An 18,370-nucleotide genomic window follows, 5' to 3' on the forward strand; every position below is an offset into this window, starting at 1 on the left:
TGACTTTACTCTAATCCACCAGCTTGCTTCATAGCATCAAATGCTTTATCAACATATTTAGTTGCATCAGTAGGTTTTAAACTAGTTGACCCTAATGTGATTTCAATATATTCTGCTAAAGGTCCACCTAAAGCTTCTTGAATTTCAGCCATTTTTCCATGTGGCATACATGGAACTGCATTTGGTACTTCTTGTGCTAATACTTTTAATTCAACATTTTCATCTAAGTAAGTTTTGAATGTATCATTTTCTACTAAATCTCCTCTAACAGGTAACATCGTTGTTGCTTGAACCCACTCTAAATCAGTTTTTGAAGAATTTTCTTCACTGTATAACCACTTAACAAATTCCACTGCACCTTGATGTATTTCATCTGTAATATTTGCATCTTTGTATAAGACTAAGCCTTTTGAATCAGCGAAATTGTATGCTGTGTCACCTTCATTTTTCACTATCATTGGACCAAATACATAATCCTCACCATATATCTTACCGCCTTCTCTAAGAGCATTTATTTCCCATGGTGCTGCTATAGAACACAATGCTTGAGGTTTTTCTTCTGCCCATAAATTAGGTATTTCTTGAGTTAATAAAGTATCTCCCATTGTTCCAAAGAATTCGAATACTTCTTTTGTTACTTCTTTATCTAGAACTAATTTATTACCTTCAACCCATGGTTTTCCTCCACTAAATGATAAGTAAATGTTTTGGAAATCATTCCATCTATCCCACCAGAAATCTGGTCTTATAAGTTGATTTCTATACATAACACTACTTACACCAACTTCTTTCATCTTGTCTTTATTTGCTCTAAATGTTGTTATTAATTCCTCAAATTCTGCTTTTGTTGCTGGAGGATTGTCATATCCTAATGCTTTTAATCCTTTTGAATTCCATTGTAATACCATTGGGTTAACATATTGAGGAATAACATATTGTTTTCCTTCTATTTGCCAACCTTCTATAACATCTTCGATATCCTTATTTTTTACTACATCTTTAAACCATTCTTCTTCATCTAAATTGTATATCGCATCAGAATCTGCTAATGTTGCTGCAAAACCTCTATTTACATTTTCTGATATTGCTGGAACAGTATCTGTTGCTAGAGCATTTTGTATTCCCGCTTCTGAGGATGGTGTCTCAGGCATTTGTTGTACTTCTACCTTTACAACCTTATCATTAATTCTTAATTCTTTACTATTAAATTCTTTTGCCTTACCTTCCCAAAAATCATATTGAACCTTTTGTGGAGATGACCAAAAACTTACTGTAATCTCATCTGATGAACTTGCATCATTTTTAGTGCAACCACTCAATGTTCCAATCATAATACTTGATAACGCTAATAAAGCAATTCCCTTTTTTACTTTTTTCATCATATAATCCTCCCTATTATAAATACCTACCTAGTGATATCTCACTTTAAAATCACTTTAATTTAAACTTTAAACCAGCACTTCTTGCAAACCTTTTCATATTTATTTTAAATCTAATTCACTTTAATTTCCATTTATTTTTACTTTAATTTTTATTTATTTTACACTTTAATTTAAACTTTATAAAATATTTTAAATTTTATATAACTGATTAACCATAAAAGGGGCTGTCACACTAGAAAATAGTGATACGTCCTTTTTTGTACAAAAAAATAAGAAGCTATCGCATGAGCAAATTAAATTTGTTATGAGATAACTCCTTTAGAAATCCAATATATTATTTTAAATTCTTTTTTATTCCTTTATTTAAGATACTCTCATAATCAATAAAATCATAAATATCTTCCTTAAAGGCATATGAGAACTTATGTAATTCTTCTAATGTTAAATCTTCTATTGCCTTTTTATTGTCTTCACAATATATAACAATACTTCCCACTATACCGTGTGCATCTCTAAAGGCAACATTATTTTTAACTAAATAATCAGCAACTTCTGTTGCATTTAAAAAACCATTTTTTACTGCTTGTTTCATTTTATCCTCATTTACCTTTAATGTAGCTATCATTCTATCCATTATTTGTATGCACATTTCAAGAGTATGTACACTATCAAAGAAACCTTCTTTATCTTCTTGCATGTCCTTATTATATGCTAATGGTATTCCTTTCATTACTGTAAAAAGACCAAATAAGTTTCCATATACTCTGCCAGTCTTACCTCTTATAAGTTCTGCACCATCAGGATTTTTCTTCTGAGGCATTATACTACTTCCAGTTGTATATAAATCATCTATCTCAACAAATCCAAATTCTTGAGAACTCCAAAGTATCAACTCTTCACTTAATCTACTTAAGTGCATCATTATAATTGAAAAGTCACTCATTAACTCTAATAAATAATCTCTATCACTTACTCCATCCATAAAGTTATCTACTACTTTTTTAAATCCTAATTGTTCACAAGTTATATTTCTATCTATATCATGCGTAGTTCCTGCTAAAGCCCCACAACCTAAAGGTGATTCATCCAATATTTCTATAGCATTTTTTATTCTTTTCTCATCTCTATCAAACATACTGTAATATGCCATTAAGTGATGCTTAAATGTCACTACTTGTGCTCTTTGAAGATGAGTATAACCTGGCATCATCACTGGGTTTTTGTCAGCAACATCTTTTATAGTAGCTTTAAACTCAGATATTAAATCCACCAAATCATTTGCCTTTTCTTTGGCATACAGTCTCATATCAACTGCAACTTGGTCATTTCTACTACGTGCTGTATGAAGCTTCTTGCCAACATCTCCAATTCTTTGAATTAAATTTATCTCAGTAAAACTATGTATATCTTCATACTCTCCATCCAATGCCAACTTTCCATTTTTTACATCTTCAAGTATCCCTTTTAATCCTTCAGTTATAGCCTTTCCTTCTTCCTCTGTTAAAAGACCACATTTTACCTGCATATGAACATGTGCTATACTTCCTTCAATATCTTTTTTGTACAGTACACAGTCATAACCAAAAGATTTATTAAACTCTTCCATAAGTTGATTTTCCGCTTTTCTAAAGCGTCCGCCCCATAATTTCATGCCTTTCACCTCATATTTTAAATTTTTGTATTTTAATTATAATATTTATACTTTAACTAAAAAATCTCCTGGTCAAAAAGACCAAGAGACGAAATATTCCGTGTTATCATTAGGCTCACACCATTCCTAACTCGCTGAGATTTTCTTTATATCTACTCTCTTCTTCACTGAATCTAAGTTTTTATGTTTTATCTATTTGTATTATAATTACTATAGACAAAATAGTCAATCTATTTTTTCCTGTATATACCGTTCTTAAGAACTAAGGGATTCTTTTAACTCTAAGAATTTATAAATTGCCTTTGCAACTCCACTATCTTGATTGGTAGCTGTAACATAATCAGCTTCTTGTTTAATTAATTCTTCTGCATTTCCCATAGCTACTCCAAGACCAGCAAACTTTATCATTTCTATATCGTTATAATTATCTCCAAATGCAATTATATCTTCTCTATCTATGTTCAGTTTTTCAGCTAAAATTTTAACTGCATTACCTTTATCAACACCTTCATTCATAACTTCAATATTATTTGGCCATGAAGAAGTTATCTTTATTCCTTGAACTTTTCTTAATTCTTTTCTTATTTCATCCAAAATAGATGGGTTTTTTTCTTCTATAATTACAAATTTTAGTATATCTTTTTTAAAGATTTCTTCTCTCAAATCATCTTTTATAATTACTTCTGTCTCAGAGCCTAAAAATACACTTAATCTCTCTTCAATTCCTTCTATTTTTTTTGAAAGCATAGAATCTATACTATTACATTGATAGTAAATATCGTATTTATCTAATACATCTAAGATATTTAAACATGTTGTTGTATCAATCTTATTTGAATATATTATATTTCCATTTTGCTCTCTTATTAATGAACCATTACAAGCTATTATTGGCATGTCTTCTTTAAGAAAATCTACATTGCATTTAGCTGAATCGAAGGCTCTTCCTGTTGCTAAAGTTACATTAACACCACTTTTTATAACTTTTTGTAGTGCAGTTTTATTTTCATCTGTAACTTTATGATTATTGCCTAATAAAGTTCCATCCATATCTGTTACAATTAATTTATATCCCATAATCCAACTCCATAACTTTTTATTGTATACTTATATTTCCTTAATATAGTCTAAAGAATTACCCTTATTAGATTATATCATAACTTTATACTTAAACCATTTCAATTTACAAAATTAATAACATTCGTTTAACTTATTTTAAAAGCAAAATAAATCGTTTCTTGTAGTATTTTTCTGAATATTTTCAATTTATAGTCTTATAATGCTAGAAATTTTACAATATATGATATATAATCATATTAAATAAAGTGAGCTATTATAATATTTATATTCATTTTTTACTATTATATATTTTCATAATATTTTAAATCTAGCGACTTTTATAACATTTATTATTGACTAAATAAGGAGTGATAAACTATGAAATTAAAAATTAACAAAGCCATTGAAATGCAGTTGAAAAAAAGTTATGCAATAGAATCCGGACATTCAGAAGATGTATTTGAGATAGACTGTGGAGAAGGTATAAATACAGTGTCTTACTCAAAAAAAGCTGTAGAAGCTTTTAATGCTTTAAAATTTGATATGATAAGAGGATATCCTCATTCAATTACTTTAAAAGACAATATAGTTGATTATTGGAAAGATTTCACAACATTAGATACGAATAGAATTTGTTTGGCAGATGGTTCTATACATGTTATTTACCTTTTAAATAGACTGTTTATTGAAAAAGGAGACAAAGTTTTAGGATATTCACCACAATTCTCAGAATATGAAACAGACATAAAGATGCACGGTGCTACTTATGATTATGTTCTTTTAAAGAAAGAAGATAATTTTAAATTTAATGAAAAAGAATTCATTGAAAAAATAAATCCAGAATATAAAGTAATTTACATTGATAATCCAAACAATCCTACAGGACAAATTATACCTTTATCATCAATTGAAAATATAGTAAAGGAAGCAGATAAATATGATATAGCAGTTATAGTAGATGAAGCTTATGGTGAATACATGCCAAAAGAAAATTCAGCTGTCAAACTTCTAAATAATTATGATAATGTAATTGTTTTAAAAACATTTTCAAAAGGTTTTGGTTTAGCAGGACTAAGAGCAGGATATGCAGTTCTTCCAGAACAACTTGTTAGCCCTATTAAAAAAATTTCTACTCCTTACGAAGTATCTGAAATATCTCGTACTATTGCAGCCAATTTATTGGATGATGTTCAATTTATAGAAGAATTAAAGGAAAAAACAAAAGATATAAAAAGTCAATTATTGATTCCATGGAAAAACCTTAATATAGCTGAAACTAGTGATACTGTATCAATAATGACAGTTGAACATAAGAACAGGGAAATAGATTTACAACAAGAATTTGCAAAATTAAAAATAAGAGTTATATCTGGAAGTGATTTCACTGGACTTGATAAAAATTTCATAAGATTTAGAATGCCTGAAGAAAAAGAACTACCTGAAGTTATAAAAGCATTCCAAATAATTGATAATATAGAGTAAATTAGATTATCTATAAGGGACATATTATTAAAACTAATATGTCCCTTTAATTTTTTAATTATTTTATTTCACTTCTATTTATTAATTTGTTAAGTTCCATTAATATTGATGAAATCAACGCTAGACCTAAACAAATTCCCAATTGGTATAATCCAAATGTTGTTGGTATAGAGAATATTCCTCTTAACACTGGTATTAGTGTTAAAGAGTAAAGTCCAAAGCAAACTACAACTGCTCCTATAACATATTTATTACTGAAAAAACCTAATTTTATTACTGTTTGATTATTAGAACGTGCAGGTAATGTTTGCATTATTCTAGCTAATATCAATGTTGAAAATGCCATTGCTACTCCAAGTTCTGGAGATACTTGTAAACCTACATACTGTGCAATTATTGTAACTATACCTATTATACAACCTCTTATAACAACTGCCTTCATTGTTCCTCCTGCTAGTATACTTTCATCTGGATGTCTAGGAGGTTTATTCATTATATTTTTTTCTGACTTTTCAAACCCTAGTGCAATTGCTGGTAAAGAGTCATTTACTAAGTTTATAAATAAAAGTTGTAAAGCTGTAAATGGATTTGACCAACCTGCAAATACTGCAAATAATATGGCCACTATAGCTCCTAAGTTTCCTGCAAATAGATACGTAATTGATTTTATTATATTACTGTATACTGTTCTACCAACTTCAACAGCCTTTACTATACTTGCAAAGTTATCATCAACCAATACCATAGCAGAAGCATCTTTTGCTACATCAGTACCACTTCCCATACCGATTCCTATATCTGCTTGTTTTAATGCAGGTGCATCATTAACACCATCACCAGTCATTGCTGTTATATTATTCTTATGTTGCCATGCCTTTACTATACGAATTTTATTTTCTGGTGAGACTCTGGCATATACACTTATATTTTCTAATTTTTCATATAGTTGTTCTTCACTCAAAGCATCAAGCTCTTTTCCAGTAAGAGCTAAGTCTCCATCTTCCATTATACCAATCTCTTTTGCAATTGCTGCTGCTGTTGTTTTGTGGTCACCAGTTATCATAACAGTTTTTATACCAGCACTCTTTGCCTCTTTTACAGCATCCATTACTTCTTCTCTTGGTGGGTCTATCATTGCCATTATTCCAACCAATGTCATATCATGCTCATCATCAATTGAAGGTGTAAAATCTTCCTCTGGGACATCTTTTATTGCAAAAGCTAATACTCTAAGTGCTCTATTTGAAAACTCTTCATTTTTATGTTTATATTCTTCTATTATCTCATCTGTTATATCTACTTTTGAACCATTTTTCAAAGCATATTTACATCTACTAAACACAATATCTGGAGCACCTTTTGTAAACATTATATAATCTCCATATATACTATTTACAGTAGACATAAGCTTTCTATCTGAGTCAAATGGTATTTCATTTATTCTGATATACTTACTTCTTAATTTATCATAATCTAAATCATTTTTACTTGAGTAATTTATTAAAGCTACTTCTGTCGGGTCACCAACTTCTTTACCGTCACTAGTTATATGAGAATCATTACACAACGTAGAAACCATAGTCAATAATTTAGCATGATAAGAATAGTTTACCTTTTCTTTATTTAACTCATCATTATTAGTTCCATACATATAATAATCAACAACTGTCATTTTATTTTGTGTAAGAGTACCTGTTTTATCAGTACATATCACACTTGTTGAGCCTAAAGTTTCTACTGCTGGTAATTTTCTTATTATAGCTTGTTTTTTTGCCATACTATTTGTTCCAACAGCCAATACTATAGTAACTATTGATGATAAAGCTTCTGGTATAGCTGCCACTGCTACTGCTACAGAGAACATGAATGAATCTAAAATAATTTGTGTCATTTCTCCATTTCCAGCTATAAAATAATTTCTTGCTACTTGAATTATAAATATTAAAATAGCAAGTACTACAATACCTACACCAAGCTTTTTACTAAAATCCTCTATCTTTTGTTGTAACGGTGTAAGTTTATTTTCAGCACTTTCTAAAAGTCCAGCTATTTTACCCATTTCAGTATTCATACCTGTTCCAGTTACTACAAAAGAACCTCTACCATAAACAACTACAGCGCCACTAAATACCATATTTTTCTGGTCGCCTAAACTTACATCTTCACTTATTTTTTCTGTATGCTTTAAAACTGGTTCTGATTCTCCAGTCAACATACCTTCTACAACCTTGAGAGATTGTGCTTCTATAAGTCTTCCATCTGCTGGTATGTAATCGCCAGCTTCTAAGAATACAATATCTCCAACTACTAAATTTTTTGCTGGAATTGTCATTTTTTTATTGTCTCTTATTACCTTTGCGTTTGGTGCAGATAAATTTTTCAAACTTTCTAATGAACTTTCTGCTTTTTTTGTTTGTACAACACCTAGAACAGAGTTTATAATAATAACTGCAAAAATTATTATAGACTCCACGGTTTCACCTAAAAATATTTGTACTAAGGCAGCTATCAATAGAATTATTACTAATGGGTCTTTAAAACTTTCTAAGAAAAGCTTATAAGTAGGAATTTTATCTGCTTCTTTTAATTCATTAGCTCCATTTTTTTCTAACAGCTCTTCTGCTCTTTCATTGCTCAAACCAGATAAGCTTGAGTCTAAATTTTTAATTACTTCTTTATAAGTACTTTTGTAAGACATTTGTTGCCCTCCTCTTTAATAAATTTATTTTATGTTTGGGGACTCTTATGTATACTTGAAATTTAAATTTTTTTAAATAAAAATTCCTTGAATAAAAAAAGACCCCAAAACAAACATACCTAATGCTTATTTTGAAGGTCTTGCTATCAAGGAATTCCTTGCTAATTAACCGAGTATTTCTACTGTCTTGACGATTAATTACCACTTTCGTGTAAGCTACTCCCCTTCGAGTAGTTATCTTAAATTGTATTTACATTATATCACTTTACACAATTAATAGTCTAGTTTATTTTTTATTTTAACCTAATTTTAACAAACCATCTCTTAATTTATATGTAAGTATTCTTCTAAAGTCAAGTTATTCATTGCAAAGTTTTTGCTATGTTCAGTTCCAACATATCTATAGTGCCAAGATTCATACATATATCCTGTTATATGCTCTTTACCTTCTGGATATCTAAGTATAAAACCATATTTATATGCATTTTCATACAACCACTTAGCTTCTTTTGTATTGTTGAACTTTTTATTTGCCCAACAAGACTGGTCATCTCCTCCAATATCAAAAGCAAGTCCAGTTTGATGCTCACTCTCTCCAGGTTTAGCTGAAAATCTATTTGCTTCTTTTTCTCCATGTTCTTTTACATATGACTTAAATAATCTATCTTGATATTCATAGCTTCTATATGTACTAAAAGCTTTTAAATTTAATCCTGATTTTTGAGCATTTTTATTCATTCTATAAAAAGCATCTTTCGCTTCACTATTTTCCTGAGGAGAATAGTTTTCAGGTAAACTGTATTTTTTATTTGCTACTATAATATTATTTATTGATAATACATTTACGCCTCTTCTGTATTTACTTAATTCATATGCCATAATTTTCCTTCCTTCACTAGAACTATCAATAAACATTTTTACAAAAACTATAAATAGAGCAAAAATTATGGCTACACAAATTTTCTTTTTCATATACTACACCTCCATAATTGGAATTTGATACAGAAAAATTCTAAGACACTTTTTCTCACATTATAATCATACCACTAATTTATTGCAATTTCTTTAAACAATTCTTAAGAAACTCTTAAGTTTCTTCTTTATACGATTAAAAATAACAACAAATTTTTCAAAAATTTCATATTATAGTGCATATATTGATTTTTTTTCCAAATGATGTATAATATATTTATAGAAACTTATAGGTACTATATAGTACTTAATGTTTTTGTATGAAGGGAGATAATAAAGTGACAGACAAACAAAGACTTATTATAACTATTGCAGAAAGAATTTTTGACCAAAAAGGTTTTCAAAATACTTCAATACTAGATATTGTAAAAGAGTGTAAAATGTCTAAAGCTACTTTTTATAAGCATTTTGAAACTAAGGAAAGTTTTATCTGCGAAATAATCAATTATTATGACGAAAAGTTTTTAGAAATTATACATTCCATCAATGAAAATAATGACATTCCATCATCTGAGAAGTTAAATAGAAAGATAATTGCTGTATGGGGAAATATTTTTTCTAGAACTACCATAAATACCTATATAAGAGAAAATTTTTCTGAAGTGCAACGTAAGGCTACAAGTAAACTGCAAAAAAAATCCCGAGCTAACTTATTGAATGAATACAAGCTCAGCTTATTCGATAACTATGGGGATAAAATAGAAAACATCATATTTGATTTAGTTTTCTTATTAGATGCTCTAATTCACCAGTTTATATACATTATTCATGTACAAAAAAGAGAAATAAATGTATACTTTATTGCTAAATTTACTATACAAATTCTAGATTTAGTTGTAGAAAATATGGATAATCTAAACCCTTTAATTAAAAAATCAATGTTTTTACATGAACAAGAAGATGAAGCTTACTTTTCCATTCATAATAAATCGCTATTTTTTAAAACGATACAAGATATAGAAGAGCTAATCAAAACGGACACTTATCTCCTTGAAAACCCTAAGTTACTACAAGCAACAAAAAAATTATATATCGAGGGCAAAAACCAGCAATATGATTCTTTAATTATGGATGCAATGATTACATACTTAGAAAAAGAAGACATTTTGAGACCAAAGGTACTTTTATTGAACAGCATTAAAAATCAATTAAAAAAGGAGACGTTATAAATTATGGAAACCCAAAGTAACAATAAAAAAGGAAATTTAATAATAGCAATCGTAATGACTGGTGCTTTTATAAGTTCTCTTAGTCAAACACTATTATCAACAGCATTACCTAATATAATGTCAGATTTTAAAATTACTGCTGATGTCGGTCAGTGGTTAACAACAATTTATCTACTTATTGCAGGTATTATTGTACCCACAACAGCTTATTTAATAAATAGATTTAGTACTAGAAAATTATTCATTACATCAATGACTATATTTTCTCTAGGATGTGTCATTGCACTTTTTTCTAATAGCTTTTCAACTATGCTAGTTGCTCGTGTATTACAAGCAGTAGGTTCTGGTTCTTTAATGCCACTGTTACAGGTCATTATACTCTATTTATGTCCTGTTGAAAAACGTGGTTCAGCTATGAGTTTAGTCGGTATTACAGTAGGATTTGCTCCAGCTATAGGACCAACTTTATCTGGATGGTTAGTAGATTCATTTGGTTGGCATAGTTTATTTTTACTTCTTTCACCTATTGCTGTATTAGATGTTATACTTTCATTTATTCTACTAAAAAATGTTGGAGAAGCTCAAAAACTAAAATTAGATATACCTTCAATAATACTATCTTCTCTAGGTTTTGGTGGTTTGTTGGTTGGATTTACTAATCAAGGTAATTATGGATGGACTAATATTGCCACATATTTACCAATAATTATAGGAATTATATCATTAATTTTATTTACACTACGTCAATTAAAAGCTAAAGAACCGTTTTTAGAATTGAGGGTTTTTAAAAACAAACCATTCCTAATTTCTACAGTATTAATTATGATTGTATATGCTTCAATGATGTCTGCTACATTAATGATTCCTCTATACGTTCAATCTGTAAGGAGATTTTCTGCATTATCTTCAGGTTCATTAATGTTGCCTGGTGCTATATTGATGGTTGCATTAAATCCAGTTGCAGGTCGTCACTTAGATAAATACGGACCTCAAGCTTTATCAATATTAGGAACTGGCTGTTTATTTTTAGGAACTTTATCTTTTGCTTTTTTAGGTCAAGATACATCTTTAATTTATGTATCACTGATGTATTGTATACGTATGATTGGTATTTCACTAGTTCTAATGCCATTAACTACATGGGGACTTAAAACCCTAGACAGAGAGCTTATTTCTCATGCTACAGCAATCAATAGTACACTCAGACAAATATCCGGCGCTATAGGCTCTGCTGTACTTATTACTATAATGACTGCTGCCACTAAAAAAGCTCATATGAGTTCAGCTATTCTGTCTAACATACACGGAATGGATGTTGCATTTTCAACAGCTGCTACGCTTGCATTTATTGGTTTAATTATCTCTATATGTTTTATAAAAGAACATCAAATTGTTAGAAACTAATATAAAAAAGGAGTTGTCATACGAACAATCTAAGTTTGCTCTGTGATAACTCCTTTTCACTTATTTTAACCAGTACATTTTTAATTATTCTATATTTTTCCTATATAGCACCTATATTAAACACTCATTTATCTTTACCATTCCAATTAATAGGGTAAAAGACTCGAAAAACATACCCAAATATTAAGTAGAAACCTTTTCTTCTACCCTTCTATCTTAATTCTGGCCAATATTCCTTATTAACTTCTATCATTTCATCCAAAATTTCTTTAGCGACATTCATACTTGGAACAGTTTTATTTAATGTAAATGCTTGTAAAGCTTTTTCATAACTATTTTCAATATAAGCTTCTACTATCAATTTTTCACTGTTGAGTTGTTGCATCATTAATCCTTGTTGGAATAGAGGTATTGGACCTCGAGCAATAACTTCTGGACCATCTTTACCAATGTATGCTGGAATTTCTACCATTGCATCATATGGCATGTTTGGGATAGCTCCACGATTTTCAGTTATAACTAAAAAACGACTACGTGTATCATTTTTAATTGAAACTGCCAAATCACTAATCCAATCTCCATGTGAGCCTGCATAAAATGCTTTTTCAGAAATTTCTCCAGTTTCTAAGTAATGTCTCACACCTTCAAATAAATCTTTTTCACGGCTCTCCATAACTTCATTTGCACGAGTACGATTTATATTTGAATGTTCCACTGTTTCTTTACTTAAAAGATAGTATGTTAAATAAGTGTTTGGCAAATATTTTGGGAAACTTTCTAACATTGTATAAACAGATTCCCAAACATGTATCCAGCTACTTACAGCATGGCGATTTCCTGTACTACGACTTTTATTTAAGTTTTCTATATAAGATTTTGGTAGTAATATTTTATTTTCTTTTATGTATTCCTTAATCTCTTCCATTAAGTCTCTATGTTTATAATCTATTGAAGTAAACCATCCAAAATGATTTAGACCAAAATAATCATAGCGTATATTATGAACGTCATTGATATTTAATGACCCAGCTATCATATCTATAATAGCTATTGGCATATCACAGATATTTATAATCCTTGCCTTTGGTCTTAACTTACGACAAGCTTCAGAAACGATTGCAGCAGGATTAGAGTAATTTAATATCCAGTAATCTTTTTTAGCATATTTTTCTACATCGTCAATAACCTTTATCATTGGTTGTATTGTACGAAGTCCGTATGCCATCCCCCCACAACCACAAGTTTCTTGACCCACACAACCATATTTTAATGGAATTTTTTCATCCTGCTCACGCATTTCGTATTTACCAACACGCATTTGTGCAAATATAAATGTAGCATCTGTATAAGCTTCTTTTTCACAATTAGTTACAGTTAGTTTAATATCTGTTTTAACATCTTCTTTTAATATCCAGTCGACAACTACAGCTACTTTATCTTGACGTTCTTTATCAATATCGAATAAGCGAATTTCATCAAGCTCTAACTCTTTTTCTCTTAATGCAATCGACTTAACAATACCTGGAGTAAATGTACTTCCTCCACCAACAATAGTAATAATCATAATAATTATTCCTCCTCTATAAACTCTATATAAATTATATGTATCTTTAATAAGCTTCTAAAAAATCTTCTACTGCACGTCTTACTTCATGCACATGAAGCCCAAAAATTATTTGTATATCTTTTCCTTTCCTTACAATTCCACTGTTTGGTGTTAAGTTAATTATATCTTCATTAATCTTACTTTCATCTTTTACATTAACACGTAATCTAGTAATACAATTTTCTACTGTATTAACATTTTCTTTTCCACCTAACCCATCAATTATATTTTCTATATCTGTATCTAAATTAAGTGGTTTTGATTGTCCTTTGTCTGTCGCTGTACTCTCATCTTCACGACCTGGTGTTTTGTAATTAAATTTCTTAATTAAGAAACTAAATACTACAAAGTATACAATAATTTGTACAAGCCCTAATATCATCATTACTGGCCAGTGTGTTTTTTCTATACCTACTGTAGTATTCATTATAATTGACACTAATAAGTTACCTCCACATAATGCAGTAACATCAAATATTTTTAATAAAGCTATAAAAAGCCCAGCTATAACTGCATGTACAAAGAATAAAAGTGGTGCACAGAATACAAACATAAAATCTAATGGTTCTGTTACAGAGGCTAATACTGCTGTAATTATTAGTGGAATAATCGTTGCCTTGACCTTCTTTTTATTTTGCTTATATGCAGTATAAATAAATGCAGCTCCTATACCTATATAGCCAAACATCTTTGTAAATCCAGTTGCCATGTAGTATATACTATCTGAAAAGCGCTCAACTGGTAAATTCATTTCTGTCATAACTATAGCATAAGCTCCTGAAACTGTATCTGCACCAACTTTAAGTACTCCTCCTAAATCAGAGAATTGAAACGGTGTATAGATTAAATGGTGAAGCCCAGTTGGTACTAATATTCTCTCTAAAAAGCCATATAAGAATAAACCAAATGTACCTGTATCTTTGATGACATTTGCAAGAGAGGCTATTCCTTGTTGGGCTAATGGCCATATGAAGTTACTCACAACGCCAATTAAAATAGATACAAAGAACATACATATAAAACTAAAATTTGCTCCAGAATATATCTGTAAAGCTCCTTTAAATGTTTTGCTACTTGTACGATTAAATACATATCCAGCTATACACCCTAAAATAATTCCACCAAATACACTTGTGTCTACAACTTGAATACCTAAAATAGTAGCTTGTCCAGTCCCTATCAATCCAAGCATTTTGCTTTCTTTCGCTAGTTGACCTAGTGAGGTCAACATAGTATTAGACGCTGTAAGGTATATTATATAGCTCATAAAGCCTATTAATGCTGCTTTGTGCTTCTCTTTTTTTGCTAGTGCAGCTGGAATACCTATAGCAAATATAACAGCAAGATTATTAATAATAGCCATTATACAGTTATAAATTAAGTTTCCAAATATTTGAATTGGTTCCCATTTAAAAAACGGAAGTACTCCTAATAGCATATCGTTTGTAAGTAGTACCCCTACGACCATTAATATCCCTGCACTTGATAAATACATTAATGGTTGAACCATTGCTTTTGCAAATGTTTCCAATCCTCCAAGTAGTTTCTCTTTCAATCTTATACCCCCCTAAAATTATATATATTTCTATTATTAATTCATTTCATTCCTATAATATTTTTGTTAGGTGTAGTAGTAAATAAATTTTTTCAGGTTTATCTAATTTATATCTAAATTCTTTTTCAATATATACATTTAACTTTTCTAAATATTCTTTATTTTTAGGATGATTGTTAATTAAATAATCATACATCTCAAGCATTTTATCATCCTGACAAATTTCATTCTTAAAAATTCTTTGGGCAAGAAATTTAAGATGAGTTCTAAAACGTAATGTACTTAAACTAGATTCATCTAATTCTAATCCATAACATTCTTTAATCAAATCCACACTACCTTTTACAAATTTTAAAGTATCATATGCCAAATTATCATTTGATTGTAAATTAACAAAATGTAAAGCTATGTAACCTGCTTCATCTTCAGGCAAATGGATATGACATACTTTGTATATAATGTCTAAAGCTTTTACTCCCAATTCAAATTCTTTTGAATACATCATCTTTATATCCAAAAGCATTAAATTAGGTAAAAAAACATTATTTTTCATCCTATCTATTGCAAAACTAATATGTTCTACTAAAGATAATATTCCTTTATTATTAAACTTCCCCTCATTTCCTGGTATAAGACTTATAATTTGTTGCGAAGCATCCATCACTTCTGGGCTAACATTTTTTAACAATTCTAAGAATTTCGTCTGCATATGGTCTTGAACATAATAAATCTTTTCTATTTTATCTTCATTAACTTTATCTCCTGGACGTTTATTAAAACCTATACCAAGACCTAGTAAAATAGCATCTTTTCCGTCGTTAGTTACCGTAGATAGTGCATTATTATTAAAGATTTTTACTACTCTCATATTGAATTAATCCCTTCCTATTATTTCATAATTTCAATAACAGTATCTTGCCCAGCAACAACCTCATTCTCTACTATGCAATTTATTTTCGAGAATTCACTATGGTTTAACACAACCATTACTATTGTACAATCAATTCCCTTAGAATTTATTTTTTCTCTTTCAAAACTTATTATTGGATTACCTTTTTTAACAATATCTCCTTGAGACACTTCATTTTTAAATCCTTCACCCTGTAAATTAACTGTATCAATTCCTATATGGACTAATATTTCAACTCCCTCATCTGAAACCATACCAAATGCATGCTTTGACTCTGTAAGCACAGTTACTTTACCATCACAAGGAGCTACAACAACATCACTATTAGGAATAATTGCAATTCCATCTCCCATTAACTTTTTTGAAAACACGGAATCGTTTACTTTCTCAATATTAATGCTATTACCACTCACTACTGCATGTACTTTATAGTCTTTATTTTTCTTGAAAAAATTTAACACAGTATTTCCTCCTTATTAAATAAATTTTTTAACTTTCAATACAAAAAAGGCATGAATCCTAAAGATAAAAATATCCAAGAACTCATGCCTAATTTAATAGTTACACGTTTCAAATTATATATTCATTATAAAACCTTCTCAAAAATATTGCAATATTTATTTTAATTTTATTTTTTAACTCGACAATATTCATCATAGCTTTTTAAGCTTATGATTTATTTTTTATATAAAAAAGCTGAATCACTAGAAGATAGTGCTTCAGCCTTTTTAAATTAAAAGTATTGTATTCTTATAATACAGCTATTACTTCTATTTCAACTTTAACGTCTTTTGGTAATCTAGCAACTTCTACACAAGCTCTTGCTGGTTTATTTTCTCCAAAATATTCAGCATAAACTTCGTTTATAGCTCCAAATTCATTCATATCTTTTATAAACACTGTAGTCTTAACTACATTTGAAAAATCAGCTCCGCTTTCAGCTAATATAGCTTTAAGATTTTTTAAAGATTGAGCAGTTTGAGCTTGTACATCTCCTTCAACTACTTCCATAGTCTCTGGTACAAGAGGAACTTGTCCAGATACAAATAATAAATTTCCAGCTTTTATAGCTTGAGAATATGGTCCTAAAGCTGCTGGTGCATCATTAGTATGTATTACTTCATGTTTCATTTTAAAATCCTCCTAATTCGTTAATCTAATACATATAAAATGTATCTTCATACACTATTATACTATTTTTCTTATATATTATATACACTTTTCATTATAATTCTATAATTTTAAAACCTTTTTCTTCTATAGCTTTCTTTATTCTAGCTATATGTTCATAATCTATTGTCTCTAATATAAATTCCGCACTTTGTTTTCCTAGAGCTTCCCCTGCTGATAATTTACCTTGATTAGCACTTAAAATGTTTCCACCATTCTCACTTATTATTCTAGTTAATTCAGCAAAGTTTCCTGGTTTATCTTCCATAATTGTACTAAATGAATATCTTCTTCCTTCTTTAGCTAAAGCAACACCTATTATTCTATATAATGTATTTATGTCTATATTACCACCAGATATTATACAAACTACATTTTCATCTTTTGCTGGTACATACTTACCACTTAATATAGCAGCCGTACATACAGCTCCAGCACCTTCTGAAACTATCTTTTGACTTTCCATCATAAATAATATTGATTCTGCAATTTCTGTCTCTTCAACCACTACTATTTCATCAACTAATTCATTTATTATCTCAAAAGTTAAATCTCCTGGAGTTTTAACAGCTATACCATCAGCTATTGTAGTATCATTAAATGCTGTTGTTACTTTTCCATTTTTTATTGACTCTTTCATTGAAGGTATATTTGCAGTTTGGACACCAACTATTTTCACATTAGGATTTAGAGCTTTTGCTGCAACAGCAACACCAGAGATGATACCTCCTCCACCAACTGGACATAATATAGTATCAACTTTATTGTCTAATTGTTCAAAAATCTCAAGAGATATAGTTCCTTGTCCTGCTATAACATACTTATCATTGAATGGATGTAAGAAAGTTGCTCCTGTTTCTTTTTGTATTTCAACAGCTTTTGCATATGCATCATCATAAACCGTACCATTTAAAACTACTTCTGCACCATAACCTTTAGTTGCACTAACTTTTGCTAAAGGTGCAGTTGCTGGCATTACTATTGTAGATTTTATACCAGTCATTTTTGCCCCTAATGCAACACCTTGAGCATGATTTCCTGCACTTGAAGCTATAACTCCATTTGCCTTTTCTTCATCTGTTAAACTTGCTATTTTGTTACAAGCTCCTCTTAATTTAAAAGAACCCGTTTTTTGAAGGTTTTCACATTTATAGAACACCTTCGCACCTGTTTTTTCGCTAAGTTTAACGCTTTCAAGTAAATCAGTTTTTTTAACTATGTCCTTAATGGTCTCTCTAGCTTTTTTTACATCTGTTAAGGTAACATTTATCATTTTATTCCACTCCCGTAAATCCAATTTTTGTTTATTACT

General features: G+C 29.6%; 14 protein-coding genes. 3 read left to right on the forward strand and 11 right to left on the reverse strand.

All coding sequences use genetic code 11. The features are described from left to right. Window positions 1-5: 5 nt before the first annotated feature. The 3 genes from JJC02_12140 to JJC02_12150 form a co-directional block, all read right to left on the reverse strand. Window positions 6-1,379, reverse strand: a complete 1,374-nt coding sequence (locus JJC02_12140) for a carbohydrate ABC transporter substrate-binding protein (GenBank protein UDN53653.1) — start codon at window positions 1,377-1,379, stop codon at window positions 6-8. Window positions 1,380-1,716: 337 nt separating this feature from the next. Further along, the gene (argH, locus tag JJC02_12145) at window positions 1,717-3,033 is read right to left on the reverse strand and encodes an argininosuccinate lyase (protein UDN53654.1); all 1,317 of its coding nucleotides are present in this window, start codon (window positions 3,031-3,033) and stop codon (window positions 1,717-1,719) included. Window positions 3,034-3,288: 255 nt separating this feature from the next. Beyond that, complete coding sequence (locus tag JJC02_12150; GenBank protein UDN53655.1) at window positions 3,289-4,110, reverse strand: HAD family phosphatase; 822 nt, start codon at window positions 4,108-4,110, stop codon at window positions 3,289-3,291. Window positions 4,111-4,470: 360 nt separating this feature from the next. Between JJC02_12150 and JJC02_12155 the strand changes: the two genes are divergently transcribed. Then, the gene (locus JJC02_12155; protein ID UDN53656.1) at window positions 4,471-5,574 is read left to right on the forward strand and encodes a histidinol-phosphate aminotransferase family protein; all 1,104 of its coding nucleotides are present in this window, start codon (window positions 4,471-4,473) and stop codon (window positions 5,572-5,574) included. A gap of 58 nt (window positions 5,575-5,632) precedes the next feature. Here the strand turns inward: JJC02_12155 and JJC02_12160 are convergent, their stop codons facing one another. Continuing rightward, window positions 5,633-8,272 carry a cation-translocating P-type ATPase gene (locus JJC02_12160; protein ID UDN53657.1) on the reverse strand — a complete coding sequence of 880 codons (2,640 nt, stop codon included), beginning with the start codon at window positions 8,270-8,272 and terminating at the stop codon, window positions 5,633-5,635. A gap of 324 nt (window positions 8,273-8,596) precedes the next feature. Beyond that, window positions 8,597-9,244 (reverse strand): M15 family metallopeptidase, encoded by a 648-nt coding sequence (locus tag JJC02_12165; GenBank protein UDN53658.1) that lies wholly within the window; start codon window positions 9,242-9,244, stop codon window positions 8,597-8,599. Window positions 9,245-9,504: 260 nt separating this feature from the next. Between JJC02_12165 and JJC02_12170 the strand changes: the two genes are divergently transcribed. Next, window positions 9,505-10,413, forward strand: a complete 909-nt coding sequence (locus JJC02_12170) for a TetR/AcrR family transcriptional regulator (GenBank protein UDN53659.1) — start codon at window positions 9,505-9,507, stop codon at window positions 10,411-10,413. 3 nt (window positions 10,414-10,416) lie between these two features. Then, window positions 10,417-11,817, forward strand: a complete 1,401-nt coding sequence (locus tag JJC02_12175; protein ID UDN53660.1) for a multidrug efflux MFS transporter — start codon at window positions 10,417-10,419, stop codon at window positions 11,815-11,817. 211 nt (window positions 11,818-12,028) lie between these two features. On the opposite strand, the gene JJC02_12180 is transcribed toward JJC02_12175, so the two are convergent. The 6 genes from JJC02_12180 to JJC02_12205 form a co-directional block, all read right to left on the reverse strand. After that, window positions 12,029-13,381 (reverse strand): 6-phospho-alpha-glucosidase, encoded by a 1,353-nt coding sequence (locus JJC02_12180; GenBank protein ID UDN53661.1) that lies wholly within the window; start codon window positions 13,379-13,381, stop codon window positions 12,029-12,031. Window positions 13,382-13,427: 46 nt separating this feature from the next. Further along, window positions 13,428-14,978 (reverse strand): PTS transporter subunit EIIC, encoded by a 1,551-nt coding sequence (locus tag JJC02_12185; protein ID UDN53662.1) that lies wholly within the window; start codon window positions 14,976-14,978, stop codon window positions 13,428-13,430. 52 nt (window positions 14,979-15,030) lie between these two features. Then, a complete protein-coding gene (locus JJC02_12190) occupies window positions 15,031-15,846 on the reverse strand; it encodes a PRD domain-containing protein (GenBank protein ID UDN53663.1) in 816 nt (271 codons plus the stop codon). Window positions 15,847-15,866: 20 nt separating this feature from the next. After that, window positions 15,867-16,349, reverse strand: a complete 483-nt coding sequence (locus JJC02_12195; GenBank protein ID UDN53664.1) for a PTS glucose transporter subunit IIA — start codon at window positions 16,347-16,349, stop codon at window positions 15,867-15,869. Between the two features lie 289 nt (window positions 16,350-16,638). After that, window positions 16,639-17,019: a RidA family protein gene (locus tag JJC02_12200; GenBank protein UDN53665.1), complete on the reverse strand. Its 381-nt coding sequence runs from the start codon at window positions 17,017-17,019 to the stop codon at window positions 16,639-16,641. A gap of 94 nt (window positions 17,020-17,113) precedes the next feature. Next, window positions 17,114-18,331, reverse strand: a complete 1,218-nt coding sequence (locus tag JJC02_12205) for a threonine ammonia-lyase (protein ID UDN53666.1) — start codon at window positions 18,329-18,331, stop codon at window positions 17,114-17,116. Window positions 18,332-18,370: the final 39 nt, after the last annotated feature.

Origin of the sequence: Clostridioides sp. ES-S-0054-01 (genome assembly GCA_021561035.1) — a bacterium.
GTDB lineage: Bacteria > Bacillota > Clostridia > Peptostreptococcales > Peptostreptococcaceae > Clostridioides.